At 57.5% G+C, this 20,602-nt stretch carries 23 protein-coding genes and 1 tRNA gene; 13 read left to right on the top strand and 11 right to left on the bottom strand.

The features are described 5' to 3' along the window. Positions 1-83 precede the first annotated feature (83 nt). From rimK to L861_RS17770, 3 genes are read right to left on the bottom strand one after another with little or no spacing between them, the layout of a single operon-like run. Positions 84-992, bottom strand: a complete 909-nt coding sequence (gene rimK / locus L861_RS17760; RefSeq protein ID WP_016418028.1) for a 30S ribosomal protein S6--L-glutamate ligase — start codon at positions 990-992, stop codon at positions 84-86. Between the two features lie 36 nt (positions 993-1,028). Beyond that, positions 1,029-1,466: an ATP-dependent zinc protease family protein gene (locus L861_RS17765; RefSeq protein WP_016418029.1), complete on the bottom strand. Its 438-nt coding sequence runs from the start codon at positions 1,464-1,466 to the stop codon at positions 1,029-1,031. A gap of 14 nt (positions 1,467-1,480) precedes the next feature. After that, positions 1,481-2,509 carry a DUF3549 family protein gene (locus L861_RS17770; RefSeq protein WP_016418030.1) on the bottom strand — a complete coding sequence of 343 codons (1,029 nt, stop codon included), beginning with the start codon at positions 2,507-2,509 and terminating at the stop codon, positions 1,481-1,483. Between the two features lie 332 nt (positions 2,510-2,841). Between L861_RS17770 and L861_RS17775 the strand changes: the two genes are divergently transcribed. The 5 genes from L861_RS17775 (at position 2,842) to L861_RS17795 (ending at position 5,962) form a co-directional block, all read left to right on the top strand. Continuing rightward, positions 2,842-3,600, top strand: coding sequence for an amino acid ABC transporter substrate-binding protein (locus tag L861_RS17775; protein WP_016418031.1), 759 nt, complete (start codon positions 2,842-2,844; stop codon positions 3,598-3,600). A 15-nt stretch (positions 3,601-3,615) separates the two neighbouring features. After that, positions 3,616-4,290 (top strand): amino acid ABC transporter permease, encoded by a 675-nt coding sequence (locus tag L861_RS17780; RefSeq protein WP_016418032.1) that lies wholly within the window; start codon positions 3,616-3,618, stop codon positions 4,288-4,290. Further along, positions 4,287-5,042: an amino acid ABC transporter ATP-binding protein gene (locus L861_RS17785; protein ID WP_016418033.1), complete on the top strand. Its 756-nt coding sequence runs from the start codon at positions 4,287-4,289 to the stop codon at positions 5,040-5,042. Before L861_RS17780 ends, L861_RS17785 begins: the two co-directional genes overlap by 4 nt. A gap of 74 nt (positions 5,043-5,116) precedes the next feature. Next, positions 5,117-5,449, top strand: coding sequence for a YqcC family protein (locus L861_RS17790; protein ID WP_016418034.1), 333 nt, complete (start codon positions 5,117-5,119; stop codon positions 5,447-5,449). Between the two features lie 12 nt (positions 5,450-5,461). Then, entirely contained in the window at positions 5,462-5,962 is a 501-nt protein-coding gene (locus tag L861_RS17795; RefSeq protein ID WP_016418035.1) for a gamma-glutamylcyclotransferase family protein, read from the top strand. A gap of 103 nt (positions 5,963-6,065) precedes the next feature. Here the strand turns inward: L861_RS17795 and L861_RS17800 are convergent, their stop codons facing one another. Continuing rightward, positions 6,066-6,677 carry an OmpW/AlkL family protein gene (locus L861_RS17800; RefSeq protein ID WP_016418036.1) on the bottom strand — a complete coding sequence of 204 codons (612 nt, stop codon included), beginning with the start codon at positions 6,675-6,677 and terminating at the stop codon, positions 6,066-6,068. Positions 6,678-6,965: 288 nt separating this feature from the next. On the opposite strand from L861_RS17800, the gene L861_RS17805 reads away from it, so the two are divergent. After that, positions 6,966-7,256 (top strand): cyd operon YbgE family protein, encoded by a 291-nt coding sequence (locus L861_RS17805; protein WP_016418037.1) that lies wholly within the window; start codon positions 6,966-6,968, stop codon positions 7,254-7,256. 58 nt (positions 7,257-7,314) lie between these two features. Here L861_RS17805 and putP read toward each other — a convergent pair whose 3' ends face one another. The 7 genes from putP to L861_RS17840 all read right to left on the bottom strand — a co-directional run bounded on the left by putP (position 7,315) and on the right by L861_RS17840 (position 14,989). Next, on the bottom strand, positions 7,315-8,793 hold the full coding sequence (gene putP / locus L861_RS17810; RefSeq protein ID WP_016418038.1) for a sodium/proline symporter PutP: 1,479 nt from the start codon (positions 8,791-8,793) through the stop codon (positions 7,315-7,317). 138 nt (positions 8,794-8,931) lie between these two features. Beyond that, complete coding sequence (putA, locus tag L861_RS17815; RefSeq protein WP_016418039.1) at positions 8,932-12,123, bottom strand: bifunctional proline dehydrogenase/L-glutamate gamma-semialdehyde dehydrogenase PutA; 3,192 nt, start codon at positions 12,121-12,123, stop codon at positions 8,932-8,934. Positions 12,124-12,318: 195 nt separating this feature from the next. Continuing rightward, positions 12,319-13,125: an AraC family transcriptional regulator gene (locus tag L861_RS17820; RefSeq protein ID WP_016418040.1), complete on the bottom strand. Its 807-nt coding sequence runs from the start codon at positions 13,123-13,125 to the stop codon at positions 12,319-12,321. A 79-nt stretch (positions 13,126-13,204) separates the two neighbouring features. Next, entirely contained in the window at positions 13,205-13,579 is a 375-nt protein-coding gene (locus L861_RS17825) for a hypothetical protein (protein WP_027947867.1), read from the bottom strand. A 59-nt stretch (positions 13,580-13,638) separates the two neighbouring features. After that, positions 13,639-13,712, bottom strand: a tRNA-Gly gene (locus L861_RS17830). A gap of 407 nt (positions 13,713-14,119) precedes the next feature. Beyond that, the gene (locus L861_RS17835; RefSeq protein ID WP_016418042.1) at positions 14,120-14,530 is read right to left on the bottom strand and encodes a CBS domain-containing protein; all 411 of its coding nucleotides are present in this window, start codon (positions 14,528-14,530) and stop codon (positions 14,120-14,122) included. Between the two features lie 75 nt (positions 14,531-14,605). Beyond that, positions 14,606-14,989, bottom strand: coding sequence for an oxidoreductase dimerization domain-containing protein (locus L861_RS17840; protein ID WP_016418043.1), 384 nt, complete (start codon positions 14,987-14,989; stop codon positions 14,606-14,608). Between the two features lie 348 nt (positions 14,990-15,337). Here L861_RS17840 and L861_RS17845 point away from each other — a divergent pair, with 348 nt between their 5' ends. The 7 genes from L861_RS17845 (at position 15,338) to L861_RS17870 (ending at position 20,562) form a co-directional block, all read left to right on the top strand. After that, positions 15,338-15,634 carry a hypothetical protein gene (locus L861_RS17845; RefSeq protein WP_016418045.1) on the top strand — a complete coding sequence of 99 codons (297 nt, stop codon included), beginning with the start codon at positions 15,338-15,340 and terminating at the stop codon, positions 15,632-15,634. A gap of 92 nt (positions 15,635-15,726) precedes the next feature. Then, a complete protein-coding gene (locus L861_RS25090) occupies positions 15,727-15,807 on the top strand; it encodes a YqaE/Pmp3 family membrane protein (RefSeq protein WP_236617176.1) in 81 nt (26 codons plus the stop codon). Positions 15,808-16,309: 502 nt separating this feature from the next. Continuing rightward, on the top strand, positions 16,310-17,398 hold the full coding sequence (locus L861_RS17850; protein ID WP_016418046.1) for an ABC transporter ATP-binding protein: 1,089 nt from the start codon (positions 16,310-16,312) through the stop codon (positions 17,396-17,398). A gap of 1 nt (position 17,399) precedes the next feature. Further along, positions 17,400-18,500, top strand: a complete 1,101-nt coding sequence (locus tag L861_RS17855) for an ABC transporter ATP-binding protein (RefSeq protein ID WP_016418047.1) — start codon at positions 17,400-17,402, stop codon at positions 18,498-18,500. Next, positions 18,493-19,377 (top strand): carbohydrate ABC transporter permease, encoded by an 885-nt coding sequence (locus tag L861_RS17860; protein ID WP_016418048.1) that lies wholly within the window; start codon positions 18,493-18,495, stop codon positions 19,375-19,377. Before L861_RS17855 ends, L861_RS17860 begins: the two co-directional genes overlap by 8 nt. A gap of 1 nt (position 19,378) precedes the next feature. Beyond that, positions 19,379-20,275 (top strand): carbohydrate ABC transporter permease, encoded by an 897-nt coding sequence (locus L861_RS17865; RefSeq protein WP_027947866.1) that lies wholly within the window; start codon positions 19,379-19,381, stop codon positions 20,273-20,275. A 14-nt stretch (positions 20,276-20,289) separates the two neighbouring features. Then, on the top strand, positions 20,290-20,562 hold the full coding sequence (locus tag L861_RS17870; protein ID WP_016418050.1) for a DUF2160 domain-containing protein: 273 nt from the start codon (positions 20,290-20,292) through the stop codon (positions 20,560-20,562). The last annotated feature ends 40 nt before the right edge of the window (positions 20,563-20,602 follow it).

Here is a 20,602-nt window from a genome sequence, read left to right on the forward strand (position 1 = left end):
ATTGTGCGGGGGAGAACACTGTTTTGCTACCCCCGCGGTCAAGAAATTTTCCTTTTTTGCAAGTTTGACCGCTTTTCGGGCAATCAACCCTTTGGCTTGGCGGGTGTCTTGCGTGGCAAGGCGGCATTCTTCTCGATATGTTCGATGATCAGTCCGGCGATATCCTTGCCGGTTGCACTTTCAATGCCTTGTAGCCCCGGCGAGGAATTGACTTCCATGATCACCGGACCGTGATTGGAGCGTAACAGATCGACACCAGCAACTCTAAGGCCCATGGCCTTGGCGGCACGGATTGCCGTCGAGCGCTCCTCGGGGGTGATGCGGATCACGCTGGCGCTGCCACCCCGATGCAGATTGGAGCGAAACTCGCCTTCTGCCGCTTGGCGTTTCATGGACGCGACGACCTTGTCACCGACCACCAGACAGCGGATGTCGGCGCCCTTGGCTTCCTTGATGTATTCCTGGACCATGATGTTGGCCTTCATGCCCATGAAGGCCTGAATCACGCTTTCTGCCGCTTGGTTGGTTTCGGCGAGTACTACGCCGATCCCCTGGGTACCCTCGAGCAGTTTGATGACCAAGGGGGCGCCCCGGACCATGGTGATCAAGTCGGGAATGTCATCGGGCGAATGAGCGAAGCCGGTGATCGGTAGTCCCAGTCCCTTGCGCGACAACAATTGTAACGAGCGCAGTTTGTCACGCGAACGAGTGATAGCCACCGAGTCGTTGAGTACATAGATACCCTTCATCTCGAACTGGCGCAAGACCGCGCAGCCATAGAAGGTCACTGAGGCACCGATACGAGGGATCACTGCATCGAAGGGTTCGAGCTCTTCCCCCTTGTAGTGGATCGATGGACGGTGCGAAGCGATGTTCATGTAGCAGCGCAGGGTATCCACGACACGGATACTGTGCCCGCGATGTTCCGCAGCCTCGATCAAGCGACGGGTGGAGTACAGGTTGCGGTTGCGCGAAAGCAGGGCGATATGCATGTCTCTCTTCATCCTTCGGGACGTGAAGCATCCAAGTCAGGGTTCGCCGTGCAGGAAAGCGGCGCCCGGCGCGACCAGCAGACGACGCATGGCGCGCCGGCCAAGCAGCATCGGATGACGCATGTTGCGGCGATCGGCCAGTGTGAGTTCCACTGGGAAAGCCAGTTCACCGAGTTCCATGTGAGTCCGAATCACATAGCGCCATTCGCGTTGGCCGTTGGAACTGGTCACGCGACGGCGGTCGTGCAGATGCAGCTTGAGTGGATGGGCTGGGCTGTCCGGCCCGCCGCCTCGAGTGATGAAGCTGACCCATAGATGGCCGTCTTCCTCGAAGGACTCGATATCCTCGGCATGCAGCGACGATGTGCGAGCGCCGGTATCGGCCTTGCAGCATAGCGTCAGGCTGAGTTCGGGAAGGGTGACCATTTCGCGCCGTCCGATCACGGCCTTGACCTGATAAGGCAATGCTTTCATGAGGAGATGACTCATCACTGACGGTGGAGTGGTGCGAGCCTTCGGCCTATGGCCGAATCCGCCGGAGCTTCGCGCAGACACATCAGTAGCGGCAGGCGTAGACGAGGAATCAAGGCCAGATCGCGGGCCAGGGCGGAGAAATCCGCTTGGGGGTGTTCGGCTACACGCTGCAGGAACAGGGGCAGGCGCCGGTTATCCTCGAGGTGTTCCCAGCCACGCGCAGCCATGGCGGCCAGTAGATCGGGACCACAGGCATGCGGGTCGTCGAGCAGTTCATCGAACCAGATGCCAACCTCCACATCGGGGCCTGCTCCGACGGCACGCACGCAGGCGCATAGGGTTTCCAGGTCGCCATCTAAGGCGGCTCGCTCGCCGCGTTCGTGCAACGACCTCGCCAAGCGGTCGCCGATGATAACATGCTCCAGGCAATAGCATAGTGACCGCAGCACTTCTACGGGGAGTTGTGGCAAGCGTTGAGCTAGCAGTGTTGCCTGTTCGCTGTCGTGACGTACCGCGAAGTCAGCCAGCCCCTGGAGCCCCAGGGCTGGCCACTGGTCGATGTTCTGTGCACCAGTGAGATATGCCTCGACCAGTTCCAGATGTTGGCTGGCCGGTTGGTCGAAAGCCAGGCTTGCTCGGGCGTGTAGCATGGCCTGGTAGGACAAGGTGGGAGTGAAGGTCAGTGGATTGTCCTTCATCAGATTGTCTGTGTGGGTGGTTTCCTGCTCAGGGGACTCCACACTGCGGCCCAAGGTTTCCAACAAGCGCTGTATGAAGGCGTCCCGGGGAGCGGGAATGAGCCGTCCCTGTTCATCGAGTGGTAGCGCCAGAAACCAGGTCAAGGGGTCGGAAACACTCCCTAACGTGAAAACGCACGCCAGACGTGCTTGGCCCTGCCAAGGATAGGGCCAAGGTTGCTCACCGGTCTCGAAGGCTGCCAGAGTCTCCAGGGAGCAAGGCACGACGCGCCGTCCCAGGTGGTAGAGATGTACCCTGGCGCCGCTGCGAAGGAAGAAATCGTGAAGTGTGTGAATCGCCTGCATATCGTTTTCTCGGTCTTGAACCGCGCACTGTACCCCGCAGGTAGGCGGCTTGTCAGTAGTCGACCACACCCTCGTGGTAAGTGTGGACGGTGGTTAAAAAATAAGCGGATGCCGCGAGTCGCCATCCCACCGAGGGTAGCGATGCTTTTCCAGTGGTTATCCACAGTCTCGTTCAGGACTTCTGTGAATCGTGGTCGATGTCTCGCGATAATGCGGGATATAGCTAACGGCTATTAGCTAGTGTTGGAGCCTATCTCTAGTATATGTAACCATATGGAATAAATATCATAATGCTTTATTCCTCAATCATCTTTGTGCTCAGGAGAACTACCATGTTGCGTTCCTTGTCCCTCGCGGTATTGGCCGTTGGTACCTTGGTATGGGGAGGCGTCACCCTAGCCGACGACCATCCACTCAAGGTTGGCATGTCGGGTGGCTACTTTCCATTTACCTTCGTCAGGCAGGACAAATTGCAGGGCTTCGAGGTGGACGTGATGGAAGCCGTTGCCAATAAGCTGAATATCGAGGTGGAATTCATTACCGCCAACTTCTCTGGCTTGTTCGGTATGCTGGAGTCGGGGCGTATCGATACTATCGCCAACCAGATCACCATCACCGAAGAGCGCCAGGCCAAATACTTGTTCACCGAGCCCTATGTCTATGATGGCGCCCAGGTCGTGGTTCGGCGTGGCAATGAGGAGATAGAGGGGGTCGAGGATCTGCGTGGCAAGTCAGTGGCAGTTAACCTGGGCTCCAACTTCGAACAGCTTCTGCGCGAGCTGCCTTATTCCGACGAGATCGATATTCGTACCTATGAAAGCAATATCGAGCAGGATACTGCCCTGGGGCGTGTCGATGCCTTCGTCATGGATCGGGTCAGTGCCAGCCAGGTGATTCAAGAGACGCCGTTGCCACTGGAACTGGCCGGCCAGCCGTTCTCCAGTATTCATAATGCCCTGCCGTTCCGTGACACCCCCGAAGGTAGCGAACTGCGTGATCGGGTCGATGCTGCACTGGCAGAGCTACGCGAGGACGGCACCTTGCGTGAGATCTCCGAGCGCTGGTTCGGCACCGATATCACGCGTCCGTAACGCGGAGCGTCTGACATGGACGTACTCGATATCGATTACATGCTGGGGTTGCTGCCAGTTCTGCTGCGTTACCTGCCGTTGACGTTGGAAATGGCGGCCGCTGGTATGGTGCTGGCGCTAGTACTGGCCTGCCTGCTGGCTGTGATCCGCGTGTTGGCGATACCAGGATTGAATGCCGCGACACTGCTCTTCATTTCCTTCTTTCGTGGCACGCCGCTGTTGGTTCAGTTGTTCCTGTTTTATTACGGGTTGCCGCAGTTGTTGGCTTTCCTGACCCAGATCAATGGCATCACTGCCACTATCATGGGGTTGACGCTGCACTTTTCTGCCTACATGGCAGAGTCGATTCGTGCTGCTATCGTCGGGGTCGACCGCAGCCAGACCGAGGCGGCACTATCGATTGGCATGACCAACGGCCAGTTGATGCGGCGTATTGTGCTGCCGCAGGCGACACGTGTCGCGGTACCGACCCTGATGAACTACTTCATCGATATGATCAAGGCTACCTCGTTGGCGTTTACCCTGGGCGTCACCGAGTTGATGGGGGCAACCCAGAAAGAAGCCGCTGGCAGTTTTCTCTACTTCGAGGCCTTCATCACTGTGGCGTTGATGTACTGGGGAATCGTCGAATTGCTGGCCTGGCTGCAACGGCGCTTGGAGAAAAGACTAGGCGAGGCGTACCGGAGATGATCAAAGTACAAGGGCTCGTCAAGCGATTTGGTGCTGCTACCGTGCTCGATGGCATCGACCTGGAGATACAGCAGGGGGAGATCATTGTGGTGATCGGCCCTTCGGGTACCGGCAAGTCGACCCTATTGCGTTGCCTGAACTTTCTCGAACGACCTGATGCCGGCTGGTTGCAGGTCGGTGATTTGAGCGTGGACGTTACCCAGGCGCGTAAGGCGGATATCCTGGCACTACGGCGGCGCACTGCCTTTGTGTTCCAGAACTATGCGCTGTTTGCCAACAAGACAGCGCTCGAGAACATTGCCGAAGGCCTTATTGTGGTCAATCGCTGGACCAAAGCGCGTGCCCATGCTCGAGCCAGGGAGATTCTCGAGCGCATCGGGCTGGCCGACAAAGCTGATGCTTACCCGGCCTCGTTGTCTGGAGGACAGCAGCAGCGTGTCGGTATCGGGCGTGCCATGGCCGCTCAGGCAGAGGTGATCCTGTTCGACGAACCGACCTCATCGTTGGACCCTGAGTGGGTGGAAGAAGTGTTGTCCCTGATGAAGCAACTGGCCCGGGAACGCCAAACCATGTTAGTGGTGACTCACGAGATGGGATTCGCTCGCGACGTGGCCGATAGGGTGATCTTCATGGACGGCGGTCGCATCGTCGAGCAGGGCGTACCGTCACACGTTTTCACCCAGCCGCAAGATGCCAGGACGCGTGACTTTTTGCGTAAGGTGCTGGCTAGCCAGACATCACCTGTCCCTTGAATCCGTCGCTGTCGGGGTAGTCAAGGCCGCATCGAGCCAGGATAATGACATCATGAACCGTCCATGGAGACATCATGAGCGTCCACCAGCAACTCGATGAGGCCTTGCGGCGCCTGGAAGCCACCATGAAGGCGACGGACATGTGGCAGATGTCACCCCCTCCGGCGGAGGCCTTCGATAGCGAACAACCATTTTGCGTCGATACCATGGAGTTGCCTCAGTGGCTGCGCTTCGTGTTCATTGCGCGCTTGGATGCGCTGGTCGAAGCCGAGGCGCCGTTGCCGGATACCTGCCAGGTAGCGCCCGCCGCCGAAGTCTATCTCAAGCAATCACAAGCCAAGACCACCACCCTGTTGCTGGTGGTCAAGGCCATTGAAGAGGTTGATCGCCTCATTACCGAGAACTAGTGCAACGCCACCATGCCTTATTACTTCGCCTACGGCAGCAACATGAATCCGGCACGTGTCGAGGCACGCATCGGTGCCACTGAGAGCGTCATGTCCGGGATTTTGGAAGATCATGTGCTGCGTTTCGACAAAGCGTCACGTATTCCCGGCATCGCACATGCCAATGTGGCAGTTAGCCTCGGCGATCGGGTTGAAGGGGCGTTATTCCGATTGTGCGAGCCTGCGCAGATCGAACTAATGGATCCCTTCGAAGGCTTTCCTCACGACTATCGACGCCAGCGCCGCACGATCGCCACCGAGCAAGGGGCCATCGAAGCTTGGGTGTATATTGCCGTGCCCGAGCGTATCCGTCCCGCACTCAAACCGGCACGTGAGTATCTTGCCCACCTGCTGGCGGGGGAGCCTTTTCTGTCGGCGGATTACCATGCTCGGCTGCAAGCGGTGGATGCCGTTGACGGACTGGATGATGCCGCTCTGGCGGTGCTTGGCCTGTCACGTCATGGTCCGCGCTGACTCGGGGCTTCCATAAACGAAAAAGCCCGCCTTGATGGCGGACTTGGTAACGCCGGGCAAGGACCCGGCGTCGTTTTTGCTGCGTGGCATCCACTTCAACTCACTAGAAGCGGAAAGTGACACCACCACCGATGGTCAGCGGGTCGATCTTGGCGGTGCCAATCTCTTCGCCATTCATCCGCAGTTCGGAGTCCACATCGGCGTAATTGGCGAAGCCATTGAGCATGACGTTCTCGGTGACAGCCAAATCCAGGCCAACCTGGCCCACGGCACCGTACGAACGACGGGCGTCGATATCTGCCGGCTCGCCGGAGATGTTGGTGTAATTGAGCCCAGCGCCCACATAGGGCTGTACGCGGGAGTCCAGGCCCCCCAGGGGGTAGTAGTTGACCATCAGGTTGACAGGAAGGCGGTCAACAGTACCGAGATCCGAGCCACCCAGGCTCAGGTCATGCTGGAACGCTTCCGAACTGTTGAGCTCGACGCCGAACTTGTCGTGAAACAGGTAACCCAAGCCATAGGTGAAACCATTTTCATCACCGACATCCACGTCCTGGCCCAGCGCCTCGCCGTTGTCGGATTTTGGGGTGACCTTGGCGACACCTCCACGAACGAAGAAATCTCCAGCGCCGTAGCCGTAGGCCATGGCGGCCTGAGTGGCGAAGACGCAGCTACCCGCGATGACTGCCGCAGACACCCATTTGATCTTGCTCATGTGTCACTCCTTGATACGTCAGACGTACACACAGGCCGGAAGACCGGCGTTATTGGACAAGAGCATTATAGGAAACAGTGTTTTCTAAGTCTCGTTAAAAATTGTTATGGAGCCGATAGGCATGATAACGCCAAAGTATCGGGGTGTAACGATATATACTTGGACGAAAGTCGAATAACAGGGCTGAGTATACTGTTAAATTATTGTATAACTTTATGGACATGAAAGACGCTCGCCGATAGAGGAAAAATCTTCTTAACTGCAGGTGTAGCCGAAGGAGAAGAGACGATGCGCTATGAAGGGTTACGTCGCCTGCCTTGGGCGCCTTTGCTGTCGATGGCGGTTTCTGCTTGGTTGTCGCTGTGGCTATTGTGGCAACCTGAACTGCTCAGCCATCTATCGATGCCGATACGCCTCCCGCTGATCGTCTTGGGGGCCTGGGCGCTAGGGGCGGGATTCATGCACGGGATGGGACTGGAAGCCAGGCCGGGTTGGCCGCGACGGTTGCTTGGCGAACCTGCCTGTTGGTGGCTGCTGGGGCTCTTTACTTTAGTGGTGGTGTGGCGGGCTTTTGCCTGACTGGCAACGAATGCGGGGCCGCACTCAGGCGGCCCCGCATTCTGTAGGAGTGGTTGCTTTATGAGTGCTTCAGCGCATCGAACTCGGCGGTGATTTCGCTGCTGACGTCGCTGGTGGCCAGGCTCACCACGACGATGGCAATGTAGGCGAAGATGACGCCGGGTACGATCTCGTAGAGATCGAAGATCCCACCGGAGAGTTCAGCCCAAGCCACCACGGTCACACCACCAACGATGATACCGGCCAGTGCGCCCCAGGTGTTCATGCGACGCCAGAACAGTGCCATGACCAGCGCTGGGCCAAAGGCTGCACCGAAACCGGCCCAAGCGTAGGACACTAGACCCAGTACTGTGGAGTCAGGGTTCAGCGCCAGCAAATAGGCGATAATGGCGATGGCGATGACCGCAAAACGGCCCACCCATACGAGCTCGTTCTGGGATGCATCCTTACGCAGCAGCGCCTTGTAAAAGTCGTCGGTAAGGGCAGAGGAGGAGACCAGCAACTGTGAATCAGCAGTGGACATCACGGCAGCGAGGATTGCAGCCAACAGCACGCCGGCAATGACCGGATGGAAGATGGCATTGACCATGACCATGAAAATGGTCTCGCCGTCACCCAGGTCGCGGGCCATGTAGACGCTGCCGAGCAAACCGACGGCCATGGCGCAAATCAAGCAAAGGCCCGACCAGGACACAGCGATGCGACGTGCGGTGGGGATGTCGTTTTCGCTGCGAATGGCGGCAAAGCGTGCCAGGATGTGCGGCTGGCCAAAATAGCCCAAGCCCCAAGCCATGGAGCTGATGATACCCATGGCAGTCAGTGCTTCACCGGTAGAGGCATCGGTGAACCATTTGAGCATATCCGGATTTGCGGCGAGGATCTGGGAGGTGCTACCGCCAAGCCCGCCAAGTTCGGTGAGGGCGATCACCGGCACGATCAGCAGGGCGGCTGCCATCATCAGGCCCTGGATCAAGTCGGTCCAGGATACGGCCAGGAAGCCGCCGAAGAAGGTGTAAGAAATGATCGCGAGTGTCCCGACCGTCACTGCAAGGGTGTAGTCGAGGCCGAAGACGGTCTCGAACAGCTTGCCGCCAGCTACTAGGCCGGAACTGGTATAGAACATGAAGAACATCAGGATGAAGATCGCTGATACCACGCGCAATAACTGCGTGTTGTCGCGGAAGCGATTAGCGAAGAACTCTGGCAAGGTCAGCGCATCGCCGGACTTGTAGCTATACACACGTAGTCGACGAGCGACGATCAGCCAATTCAACCACGTACCGATCAGCAGGCCGACCGCAATCCAGCCCGCGGACAGGCCGCTGACATAGGCGGCGCCGGGTAAGCCCAGCAGTAGCCAACCCGACATGTCCGAGGCACCGGCAGAAATCGCCGACGTCCAAGGCCCCAGTGAGCGGCCGCCGAGTATGTAATCGGAAAGGTTGTTGGTGCGTCGGTAGGCGATAATGCCGATACCGAGCATGACTAGTAGGTATATGGCAAAGGTAAAGCCAATGGTGAGGTTGTTCTGAACCATAGTAATCGTCCTGTAAGAGGTTGTTGTTATCGGGCGTCGAAACGTCCCTGCGCAGTTTGGGTTAAGCAAGGGGGGTTCGTACGCCCCCGTCAGGCGGGCAAGGCAGGTCGCCTTGCCCGACGGCCTGTTCGTGCGAGGTCAGTCATCACCTAGCGCGAGCAGGGAGGCATTGCCGCCGAGGGCCGCGGTATTGATAGTCAGGGTCTTTTCGGTAGCAAAACGCAATAGATAGTGCGGGCCACCAGCCTTGGGACCGGTTCCGGAGAGGCCTTGGCCGCCAAAGGGCTGCACTCCAACCACGGCGCCGATGATATTGCGATTCACATAGACGTTGCCGACCCGAATTTTCTGTGCAATGGCTTCAGCGAAGGATTCGTTACGGCTATGTACACCAAAGGTTAGACCATAGCGCCGGCTATTGATCGACTCGATGACCGCATCGATCTCCTCGGCCTTGTAGCGCACGATATGCAAGATGGGGCCGAATTGCTCGCGCTCGAGGGCATCGATACCATCGATTTCGAAGGCAACCGGAGCCACGAAGGTGCCATGTGTCGTGTGTGCCGGATCGAGTTTGGTCTCCGCTACCAGGCGTCCTTCACCCTTGAGCGTTTCGATGTGCGCAGAGAGCCCCTTGCGCGCGTCTTCGTCGATCACCGGACCGACATCCGTGCCCAGGTCGCGTGGATCACCGACATGCAGTTCGTCCATGGCGCCCTTGAGAATGTCGATCACGCGATCGGCCACGTCTTCCTGGAGATAGAGCACGCGCAAAGCTGAACAGCGTTGACCGGCGCTCTGGAAGGCCGATTGGATGACATCGGCGACGACCTGCTCGGGCAGGGCGGTGGAGTCGACGATCATGGCATTCATGCCACCAGTTTCGGCGATCAAGGTTGGCAATGCGGCACCCTCACGGGCGGCCAAGGCACGGTTGATGATCTGGGCCGTATCGGTGCCGCCAGTGAACACTACCCCAGTGATACGCGGGTCGGAGGTCAGCACGCTGCCCACAGTGGGGCCGTCGCCGGGCAGCAGCTGAACCACGTCGCGAGGCATACCGGCTTCGTACAACAATTCGATGACGCGGTGGGCGACCAGCGAGGTCTGCTCAGCGGGTTTGGCCAGCACGGTGTTGCCCGCTACCGCCGCCGCCATGACTTGCCCACAGAAGATTGCCACCGGGAAGTTCCAGGGACTGATGGCAGCGAATACCCCCTTGCCGGCCAGCATCAGCTCGTTGGACTCCCCTGTCGGGCCGGGCAGGCGCGTGGCGTCGCCGAACAGCTCCTCGGCACGCATGGCGTAGTAGCGGCAGAAGTCCACCGCCTCGCGAATCTCGTCGACGCCGTCGGTGAGCAGTTTGCCGCCCTCCCGTGAGCACAGCGTCATCAGTTCGGCCATATGGGCTTCCATCAACTCGGCCAGGCGACGGATGATCGCCGCGCGCTCGGCCACCGGGGTGGCATCCCAGCGCGGGAACGCGGTCCAGGCGGCATCCACTGCCCGACTCGCTTGTTCCTGGGTCGTCCATTGCACGTTACCAACCCGGACACGACGGTCAAAGGGGCACAACACCTCATGGGTGTTGGCAGGGGCGTCTGTTACCTCGAAGGCCAGCAATGGCTTGACATGGTGTTCCTTATCCATGAAAGCGGCCATCTCGTCCATGAGTGGCTGGTATTGGCTGCGAATGTTCAAGTTCACTCCCTGCGAGTTTCGACGATTTGGCCCATAGATATCCTTGGGCAGAGGGATCTTGGGGTTGGCGTAGGTCTGGTATTGCTTGAGCGTCTCCGCAGGGTGCACACACAACGATTCCACCGGGACCCGTGGATCGACGAGTTGGTGTACGAAGGAGGAGTTGGCGCCATTTTCCAGCAGACGACGCACCAGGTACGGCAGCAGGTCCTTGTGTGCACCCACGGGGGCATAGATACGGCAATAGGTACCTTGAGGCGCACGTTTCAGTGCGGCGTCATACAGGGCTTCCCCCATGCCATGCAGGCGCTGGAACTCGAAGGGGCGCACCGCCTGGTTGGCGATCTCGAGAATGGCGCTGATGGTGTGAGCGTTGTGGGTGGCAAACTGCGGGAAAATGCGCCCTCGGGTGTGCTCGGAAAGCAGGAAGTGCGCACACACCAAGTAGGCGACGTCGGTATTGGCCTTGCGGGTATAGACCGGATAACCATCCACGCCGAGCTGTTGGGATTCCTTGATCTCGCTGTCCCAATAAGCTCCCTTGACCAAACGAATGGGGATTTCGTCACCTTGCTGATCGGCCAGGCAGTTGAGATAGTGCAGCACGGCCAAGGCGCGCTTGGAATACGCTTGTACGACCAGGCCGAAGTGGCCCCAGCCACGGCAGACCTCGCTCTCGAATACGGCGCGGAAAACGTCCAGCGACAGCTCCAGGCGGTCGACTTCCTCGGCATCGATGGTCATGGCGACATCGAGTTCGCGGGCCATGGTGGCGAGTTGCTTGACACTGCCCACCAGTTCCTCGAGAACTTGTTGGCGACGACCGAATTCATAGCGCGGATGCAGCGCCGAGAGCTTGATCGAAATCGATGGTGCCGGTGTCTTGTCCGAAAGCGACTTGCTGGTCTTGCCGACCCGTTCTATGGCGTTTGCATAGTCATCGAAATAGCGCTTGGCATCGGCACGAGTGCGCGCGGCCTCGCCAAGCATGTCGTAGGAATAGGTATAGCCTTTGTCGAATAGTGTCTTGGAACGCTTCAACGCTTCGTCGATATCGCGCCCCAGGACGAACTGCTTGCCCATGATTTTCATGGCTTCGTACATGGCACGACGAATCACCGGCTCGCCCATGCGATTGACCAGCTTGTTGATGAAGCTGGCCGGTTTGCCATCCTTGGGCTGGTCGAGATTGATCACTCGGCCAGTCATCAGCAGACCCCAGGTCGAGGCATTGACGAACCACGACTCGCTTTGTCCCAAATGAGATTTCCAGTCGGCGGGGCCCAGCTTGTCCTCGATCAGGGCATCGGCAGTGGCTTTATCAGGGATGCGCAGCATGGCTTCGGCCAGGCACATCAACATCAACCCTTCGTGGGTGTCCAGGCTGTACTGCTGCAGCAACTCGTCGATGTTATCCACCGCGGTGTCCATGTTACGGACGTCGCGCACCAGCTCCGCCGTCTTGGCGGCAATGCGCTTGAAATCTTCTTCGTCAGCGGCAAGGAACTTCACCTGTTCTGCGACGAAGTCATTCTCATCGACGATGTAATGATCACTGATACGAGCGAACAGCGTCTCGAGATCCTGCTGCCAAGTGGCACTGTCCAACATATTGTTAGCATTGAGCATGTGACTACCCCATAGCGATGGGTGGACGGCCCCAGTCGAATTGACCGAGTCGCCCCCGTGATGACGGCCTGACTTTAGGGTGGGAGGGGTGGAGGTGTCTTGCCAATTCCCCGGCAGGATTTGTCAAAAGCGCGGAAAATTATTGAAGCGACTCAAGTTTTTAGACATTAGTCTAGTAGAATGTCGTCTCTTCGCTTAAGGGGTCGCCGGCAATAAGGCAGTGTTTTGGGTATCAGTACGCCGTAGTTGGCTGGGGGGGTGGCCATACGCACGCCGGAAGGCATGCGATAGCGCGCTTTGATTGGCGAAACCTGTGTGCGCGGCGATCTCGGAGAGAGGGAGGCGTGTCGAGGTGAGCAGATGACGTACGGCACCTAGACGTTGGCGCAGTAGATACTGATAAGGAGAGATCCCCGTCTGGGTGCGGAAGCATTCGCTGAAGTGGGCTTCGCTCAAGCAGGCCTGGCGTGCCAGGTCGGCAACTGTCAGGCGATCGGAGAGGTGACACTGGATGAAGCGGTCGAGCGCCCGAAGGTTCAGCCGTTTGGCGTTGTTGGCTGGTAGGTCGGGGTGTAGCCGAGCATGCAAACAGCCCAGGAAGGTAGCAGCCAGCAAGTCGCCTTGTCCATGTCGCTGAGAGGGCGCCTGATGATGCGGTTGGCACAATTCCTGGGTCAGGAAGTTAAGGTACAAACGCAAAGGCTCGTCGAGTGCGAAGAAGCGCGGGGCATCGAAGAGTCTTGAAAGTTCGTGATGCGGTCCGGTCAACGATGGGCCGTCGACGGGCAAATCGAGGATCAACTGCCGGTTTTCGCCAATACCCTCGTAATAGTGAACATGGTTGGCCGGCACGATGCAGCCGGAAAGCGATGCGATGGAACCGCCCAATCCCTCGATCTCGAACTCCGCGTGCCCATTGAGGCCAATCACGATCTGGTGGAAATCATGGTCGTGGTGCTTGGTGGTATTATCTAGCGGGATCAGGCGAATGGCACTGGGCATGGAGTGACCTCAGGCACGCTGGTAACACGAACGTATGGCTTCATTGTAATGGCCTGGGCGACATAAGGGCAGGGGGCATTCAATGTTCGTGGCGTTGCCTTTCTCGCAAAGCGGTATGAGCTGCCAAGTGATCACGTAGGATGGAAAGCTCCTCGCATCCGGCCGGGGATAGTAAAGGTTCCCCCCTGGCTGCTTTCCAAGGACGGCCGTGTTCGTCCATCAGGCGCTGTGCGCGGCGTCGAACGTTCTCGAGATACTCGTCGTGACGTACCGGATAACCGATGATGGTGTTCCACTCGGTCTCACCGATGTTGCCCTCCAGCGTCTTGTCGAACAGGGTGAGCAGGTCCCTAGGTTCGGTACGGTAGCGAGGTGTGCGGGAAAGCAGCAGTATGCCTACCACGCTGCAGATGACCAGCATGCAGACAGCGAAGATCAGCAGAAACAGTGCCATGACCAGAACCCTGGTGAGGAAGTGACGAAAGGCGTCTCCACTTGCCATGCCGGCATGAATGGAGCGGGTGAAGGGAATCGAACCCTCGTCTTAAGCTTGGGAAGCTTCTGCTCTACCATTGAGCTACACCCGCAATGCGGTTTCGATAGTAAATCCAATGGCTTATCGAAAGCAAGCTGTCTCTCGCATATACCGCGACAAGCCTGGTAAGCCCTTGTTTTGTCGTTTCTTGCCTAGCCAGCAAGTCGAGAGCAGCCACGGTGTCCAGTGAGGCTTCTTCTATCCCGGAGCGGTAGGCAAAAACTTTGCCGTTGGTGGAGAACTTTTGGGCTTGTTGTTGTCACAACAATGCAAGCGCAATTTCCTGAACCGATAGCAGTCGCTTCAGTTATTGCCTCTTATGCTTGCAGTTTCGATCCTTTAGCCGCCAAGTGCTTGCTTGGCGGCTTTTTCTTTGCCTGTCCGTCACACGTGGCCTGACACCGCCAAACGTGACCCCGGTAATGTCGGGGCCACGTTCTGAAAGCAGGTTGGGCGGCGTCAGTGTCCGCCACGCATCTTTAGAATCGCACTGAGCACGTCACGCCGGGTGACGATGCCTACCAAACGCTCCTGTTCCACCACGGGGTAGACCTTGGGCTTGGTGCCGAGCATTTCCTGTGCCAAGTCGGTAATGCTCTTGGTGGGAAGTACCGACAGCACCTCATGACGCATCAACTCCCTGACCAATGGGGGCTCGTCATTGAGGTAAGCACTTTCCAGCACCTTGCCCAGGACATCCTGCTCGGAGATGAAACCGATCAGGTGATCGCGATCATCGACCACCGGAGCCCCGGGAAGGCGGTGCAGCGCCAGTCCCTTGACCAGGGTGGTCACCGACGTATTGCTGCTGACACGGTAGCAGTCACGCGACATGATATCGCGAACGATGGTAGGCGCCTTGTTGGGCATGGCGATTCTCCTTCTGCCAGAGGACATGACCCCTTATGAGCCGCTGACTATGGCACCCACGTGTATGGCAATGCTTCAATCGCCGGGGCCACACTCCATGCAGCGTTCGACGATGGCAGGCCCCAGTTGCAGGTTGGCGTTGAGGTCTCGAAGCGCTGTACGCAGCCCTTCTTCGATCACAGGGTGATAGAAGGGCATATCCAGTATCTGCGCGACGCTCAACCGCTGCTGCTGGGACCAGGCCAACAGGTGCGCTAGGTGCTCGGCTCGAGGTCCGAAGATCTCGGCTCCCAGAAATAACCCTGAGCCATGCTCGGCATACAAGCGCATCTTCCCTTTATTGATGCGCATGACCCGAGAGCGGCCCTGGTCCTCGAACGAGACCTCGCCCACCGCCAAGCATCCACAGGCGCCATAGCGTCTCTCACGTTCAGCATAGCCGAGTCCCACGGTTGCCATCTGTGGATCACTGAATAGATAGCCAACGGTGTGCGCCGATGGCCGGCCCGCAGCTCTGGATAGCGGCCAGCGGTACCAGCGCCAATGATAGCGACTCGACCTTGCGCTCTTGCATTCTTGTGGATCCTTGTCTGTCATTGTGAGCGGTATCAGGAGGGTGCGGAACCCGAGGAGGACTCTCCGACTCGAACCGAATAGCTGGTAAGAGGCGAGTGTTGTACTCCCCAAACCTGAAATGAAATGGACGTCAGTATCTCCAGGCAGCGGAACGAATGGAATTTGATTGAATATAATCAGCCAATAGAAGTTATCGATGAACACAGGCAGAGAGAAGGAGGGAGAAAACTGATGGATGCGCGTGAATATCTGGCCCGCAAGGGTGTGCGGCTCGACAAGGACAAAGACAAACCCAATACCTTGGAGGAACTGGCGTGGTCGCGTGCCCGGGAGGCAGGGCAGCACCGTCCAAGAACCGGGACTCCGTACGACTGGGAGGACTGGGAGCGCTACCACGAGGAACTGGCAAGCGGCGCCGACGAGTTACAGCAGAAAATCGACCCTGAAGCCCACTTGCATCATGTCGGTGATCGTGGTGCCACGCACGGGGAGGGCAATCCTTCCGCGGTGCCGCTAAAAAAGCCTTGACCCCCTCCACCAGCCTTCATCCAACGCCTCTCCCGCTGATCGTTTTCCTCCCGCCGGTCAGTGTCCTTCAGCAGGCTGGGCGAGGCCGGCATTTGTGGGTCAATATCCTCCTGACGCTGTTCGGTTATCTGCCTGGTGTCCTGCATGCTTGGTGGCTACGCAAACAACGCTAGCCAGGCACCTCTGTGTCCCTGAGGGACACATATGATCGAAAACGAAACACTGAGCTCCATTCGAAAAGCCAACCGAACATAGGTTGGCTGTTTGTGTGCGCCTGAAATGCGCTGCTCTCCTAGTGACTGCTCTTGAAAGCTTCCTTCAGTGCTCATCTATGTCCCATGGTTCATAGACTATGGTATGAGTCGCCGAGTTGAAAAAGCAATTGAAGCCAGTCAAGGGGTGCGCTAGCCTCATTATCGAAAACGAACATTATTTCTTCTGTTTTGTTTGAAAGCGAACATTGCGTCGCCCCGGCTCAGGGTCTCGTTGGGCCAAATCGGCACCCGTTTCCACAACTACAAGACAAAGGTGTAATCATGGCACGCTTGCCTGATCTTTTTCCTCTCAGCCGGGCAACTCCCTGGCACAGTCATTCGGCCGGTTCAGCATGCCGACATCATGTGGTCATTTCCCTGGCATCGCCCCCGTCTAACCAACGATAACCACGAGATCATCATGTCTCTGATCCTTGAAAACGTCACGCACGTGGTCAACGGTGCCACTCACATCGACGATATCACCTTGGAACTTGCCCCTGGCTCTTTCAATGTGCTGCTTGGGCGTACCCTGGCCGGCAAGACGACACTGATGCGGTTGATGGCTGGCCTGGAGCGGCCGACTCGAGGACGTATCCTGATGGACGGTCACGATGTGACAGGCATATCGGTTCGCCATCGCAACGTGTCCATGGTCTATCAACAGTTCATCAATTATCCCAGCCTGACGGTCTACGAGAATATTGCCTCACCACTCAAGCTGGCGCGTGTCGACAAGCGAGAGATCGACCGGCGAGTACGCGAAACCGCCGAAATGCTGCATATCGAACACCTGCTCGAGCGTTATCCCCTCGAACTTTCCGGTGGTCAGCAGCAACGAACTGCCATGGGCCGTGCCTTGGTCAAGGATGCCGATGTCATCCTCTTCGACGAACCCTTGGTCAATCTGGATTACAAGCTGCGCGAGGAATTTCGCGAGGAGCTTCGGGCGTTGTTTGCTGCGCGCAACTGCATCGCTGTCTATGCCACTACCGAGCCGGGAGAGGCATTGGCGCTGGGTGGCAATGCTGCAGTGCTTCACGAAGGGCGGTTATTGCAATATGGCCGCACCGAAGACGTCTACCACCGACCCCGCGATATCCTCAGTGCCGAGATGTTCTCGGAGCCACCGATCAATGTGGTTCGGGGGTTGGTCTCTGGCTCGGAAATCACCTTCGACAGAAGTGTCCACTTTCCGCTCAACGATGACTTACGCACGCTGATACCAGGGGAATATCAGTTCGGTGTGCGTGCCTCCCACCTGTCGTTGACACCCCAGGCCGATGACGACCTGGAGTTGCAAGTGAAAGTCGACCTGGCGGAGATCAGCGGCTCAGAGACCTTCCTGCACGTCAGCAATGACCTCTTTCATCTAGTGGTGCACCTGGCTGGCGTCCACGAGTTCGAGGTCGATCAACGGATCACGGTCTATTTCCCCACGCATAAGGTGTATGCCTTCGACCGGCAGGGAACAGTGGTGCATATCCCTTCAAGACTCGCTGGAGTGTGACATGGCAGAAATTGCTCTCAAATCCCTGGCGCATTCCTATCTGGCAACCCCCGGCTCACCAGAGGATTACGCAATCCGTGAGATGACCCATGTCTGGCAGCAGGGGGGGGCCTATGCCCTGCTTGGGCCATCGGGATGCGGTAAGTCGACACTACTCAACATTATTTCCGGACTGCTCGAGCCGTCCAGTGGTGAAGTGCTATTCGACGGCCAGGTGGTCAACGCCTTGTCTCCCGAGCATCGCAATATCGCCCAGGTTTTCCAGTTTCCGGTGGTCTACGACACCATGACGGTGTACGACAACCTTGCCTTTCCGCTGCGCAATGTGGGGACGTCCGAGGACAAGGTCCATGAGCGGGTGTTGGAGGTTGCCGATGTGCTTGAGCTCACTCCTCAACTCAAGCGCAAGGCCAAGAATCTCAGCGCTGACGAAAAGCAGAAGGTCTCCATGGGGCGAGGGCTGGTTCGCGATGATGTCTCGGCGATCCTGTTCGACGAACCGCTTACGGTGATCGACCCCCAACTCAAGTGGAAACTACGCCGCAAACTCAAGGAAATTCACCAGCGTTTCAACATCACCATGGTCTACGTGACTCATGACCAGTTGGAGGCGTCGACCTTTGCCGACAAGATCGCGGTGATGTACGAGGGGCAGGTGGTGCAATTTGGCACGCCCCGTGAACTCTTCGAGCGACCCGCCCATACCTTTGTCGGTTACTTCATCGGCAGCCCCGGCATGAACCTCTTCGATGTCCGTGCCAGAGACGGTGAAATCGTTGCCGGAGACACCATCATCCCGCTCGGGCGGGGGATATATGATGCTGTCGCCAAGGCAAGTTCCAACAACGTCAAGTTGGGTGTTCGCCCTGAATTCGTCGAGGTGCATGTCGCTCCTGTCGAGGGTGGCATAGAGGTCACGGTGGACGACATCCAGGATCTCGGTACCTATTCGATCCTATCGCTTCACCTGGGGGATATCGCTCTCAAGGCGCGTATCGATGAAGACAGCCCGACGCCGCACAACAACGCTTTCATCCGTTTTCCCGATGACCGGATCGGCCTGTACGTCGACGAATTCCGCGTGGAGATAGACCATGAATGACAAGGTGCGCAACAACAAGGCGTGGTGGCTGATACTGCCCATGCTGCTGCTGGTCGCCTTCTCGGCCATCATTCCGCTGATGACGGTGGTCAACTATTCGGTGCAGGACGTCTTCGACGCCCAGACACGGTATTTCACCGGTACCGAATGGTTCGTACAGATGCTTAATGACCCAGCGCTACAGAGCGCCTTGGGCCGCCAGTTCGTCTTCTCGTTGACCATTCTTGCCATCGAGGTGCCGCTGGGTATTGGCATTGCGCTACTAATGCCCAAGAAGGGCTGGCAGGCGTCGGCGGTGTTGATTCTGGTGACCCTGCCACTGCTGATTCCCTGGAACGTGGTGGGCAGTATCTGGCAGATCTTCACCCGTGGCGATATCGGTCTGATGGGATGGAGCCTGCGCGAACTGGGCTATTCCTACAACATTACCCGCAGTCCACTCGATGCTTGGATTACCATCATCATCATGGACGTGTGGCATTGGACGCCGCTGATCGCCCTGCTTTGCTACAGCGGCCTGCGGGCCATTCCTGAAGCCTATTATCAGGCAGCACGCATCGATCGTGCCTCGCGTTGGGCGATTTTCCGCTATATCCAACTGCCCAAGCTGACCAATGTATTGGTCATCGGCATCCTGTTGCGTTTCATGCATTCCTTCATGATCTATGCGGAGCCCTTCGTGCTGACCGGTGGCGGTCCCGGGAGTTCGACCACTTTCCTTAGTCAGGCGCTGGCGATCATGGCGACCGCTCAATTCGACGTAGGCCCCTCGGCAGCATTCTCGTTGATCTATTTCCTGATCATCTTGCTGGTCAGTTGGGTGTTCTACACCGCCATCATGAACATGCAAAAAGACAAGAAAGAGAGAGGGGCCTGAAATGAATGATTCCACTCGTTCGATAACGCAGGCAGCCTCTGCCCAGACCACGACTCATAGCCAGGAGAGGCCTGCCATCAACGTCGCGAAACGCCCCTCACCTATCCGCTCCAGGGTACTGATGGTGGTTTATATCGTCTTCGTGCTGTTGCCGATCTATTGGTTGTTGAACATGTCTTTCCAGACCAATAGCGAGATCCTTGGTGAGCTGACCTTCTGGCCTCAGGAGTTCACGCTGGAGAACTATGCCAATATCTTCAGCGATCCCAATTGGTATATGGGTTATGTGAACTCCATCACTTATGTGCTGATGAATATGTTGATCAGCATCACGGTGGCGCTGCCGGCCGCCTATGCCTTCAGTCGCTATCAGTTCATTGGTGACAAGCATCTATTCTTCTGGTTACTGACCAATCTGATGGCACCACCCGCAGTGTTTCTGCTGCCCTATTTCCAGCTTTATTACACAGTGGGACTCTTCGATACCCATATTGCCGTGGCGCTGGCCCATTGCCTGTTCAACATTCCGTTGGCGGTGTGGATTCTCGAAGGTTTCATGAGCAGCGTGCCCAAGGAAATCGACGAAACGGCCTTCATCGACGGGTACAGTTTCCCCAAGTTCTTCGTCAAGATATTCATTCCCATGATTCGCTCTGGTATCGGTGTAACGCTGTTCTTCCTGTTCATGTTCTCGTGGGTGGAACTGTTGTTGGCTCGTACGCTGACTTCTACCAATGCCCAGCCAATTGCCTCGGTGATGACGCGAACTTCCACTGCTTCGGGTATCGACTGGGGAACACTCGCGGCCGCTGGTGTGCTGACGATCTTGCCCGGCATCGTGGTCGTCTATTTCGTTCGTAACCATATCGCCAAGGGCTTCGCCCTGGGCCGTACCTGACAGGAGGAAATGCCATGTCTTGGATGGTCTGGACGCTGCCCACGGCAATCTTTTTCGCCACCATTGCCGCCATGCTGGCCGGTATGACCGCTTGGGAAGTCGTCTCCCCCTCTGTGGAGCGCAAGGGCTTCCTACCCATTGCCACTACCCGCGGCGATCGCTTGTTCATTGGGCTGCTGTCCGCTGCCTATCTGCATTTGGTGGTGGTGGGCTTTACACCGTTGAGCATCTGGCTGGCCCTAGGAGTATCGGTGCTTTGGATGTTGGTACTGATGCGCTGGGGCTGAAGCACGATTATGGAGTTGACTCATCAAGGACGAACCACAA

Origin of the sequence: Litchfieldella anticariensis FP35 = DSM 16096 (genome assembly GCF_000409775.1) — a bacterium.
Lineage (GTDB): Bacteria > Pseudomonadota > Gammaproteobacteria > Pseudomonadales > Halomonadaceae > Litchfieldella > Litchfieldella anticariensis.

Bases quoted from the DNA above. Each gene is read 5' to 3' on its own strand.
- L861_RS17845 (WP_016418045.1), top strand. From the start codon at position 15,338: ATGGATGCGCGTGAATATCTGGCCCGCAAGGGTGTGCGGCTCGACAAG.
- L861_RS17790 (WP_016418034.1), top strand. From the start codon at position 5,117: ATGAGCGTCCACCAGCAACTCGATGAGGCCTTGCGGCGCCTGGAAGCC.
- L861_RS17850 (WP_016418046.1), top strand. From the start codon at position 16,310: ATGTCTCTGATCCTTGAAAACGTCACGCACGTGGTCAACGGTGCCACT.
- rimK (WP_016418028.1), bottom strand. From the start codon at position 992: ATGCATATCGCCCTGCTTTCGCGCAACCGCAACCTGTACTCCACCCGT.
- L861_RS17780 (WP_016418032.1), top strand. From the start codon at position 3,616: ATGGACGTACTCGATATCGATTACATGCTGGGGTTGCTGCCAGTTCTG.
- L861_RS17855 (WP_016418047.1), top strand. From the start codon at position 17,400: ATGGCAGAAATTGCTCTCAAATCCCTGGCGCATTCCTATCTGGCAACC.
- L861_RS17775 (WP_016418031.1), top strand. From the start codon at position 2,842: ATGTTGCGTTCCTTGTCCCTCGCGGTATTGGCCGTTGGTACCTTGGTA.
- L861_RS17795 (WP_016418035.1), top strand. From the start codon at position 5,462: ATGCCTTATTACTTCGCCTACGGCAGCAACATGAATCCGGCACGTGTC.
- L861_RS17865 (WP_027947866.1), top strand. From the start codon at position 19,379: ATGAATGATTCCACTCGTTCGATAACGCAGGCAGCCTCTGCCCAGACC.
- L861_RS17770 (WP_016418030.1), bottom strand. From the start codon at position 2,509: ATGCAGGCGATTCACACACTTCACGATTTCTTCCTTCGCAGCGGCGCC.
- putP (WP_016418038.1), bottom strand. From the start codon at position 8,793: ATGGTTCAGAACAACCTCACCATTGGCTTTACCTTTGCCATATACCTA.
- L861_RS17835 (WP_016418042.1), bottom strand. From the start codon at position 14,530: ATGCCCAACAAGGCGCCTACCATCGTTCGCGATATCATGTCGCGTGAC.
- L861_RS17820 (WP_016418040.1), bottom strand. From the start codon at position 13,125: ATGCCCAGTGCCATTCGCCTGATCCCGCTAGATAATACCACCAAGCAC.
- L861_RS17805 (WP_016418037.1), top strand. From the start codon at position 6,966: ATGCGCTATGAAGGGTTACGTCGCCTGCCTTGGGCGCCTTTGCTGTCG.
- L861_RS17785 (WP_016418033.1), top strand. From the start codon at position 4,287: ATGATCAAAGTACAAGGGCTCGTCAAGCGATTTGGTGCTGCTACCGTG.
- L861_RS17840 (WP_016418043.1), bottom strand. From the start codon at position 14,989: ATGGCAACCGTGGGACTCGGCTATGCTGAACGTGAGAGACGCTATGGC.
- putA (WP_016418039.1), bottom strand. From the start codon at position 12,123: ATGCTCAATGCTAACAATATGTTGGACAGTGCCACTTGGCAGCAGGAT.
- L861_RS17870 (WP_016418050.1), top strand. From the start codon at position 20,290: ATGTCTTGGATGGTCTGGACGCTGCCCACGGCAATCTTTTTCGCCACC.
- L861_RS17825 (WP_027947867.1), bottom strand. From the start codon at position 13,579: ATGGCACTGTTTCTGCTGATCTTCGCTGTCTGCATGCTGGTCATCTGC.
- L861_RS17765 (WP_016418029.1), bottom strand. From the start codon at position 1,466: ATGAAAGCATTGCCTTATCAGGTCAAGGCCGTGATCGGACGGCGCGAA.
- L861_RS17860 (WP_016418048.1), top strand. From the start codon at position 18,493: ATGAATGACAAGGTGCGCAACAACAAGGCGTGGTGGCTGATACTGCCC.
- L861_RS17800 (WP_016418036.1), bottom strand. From the start codon at position 6,677: ATGAGCAAGATCAAATGGGTGTCTGCGGCAGTCATCGCGGGTAGCTGC.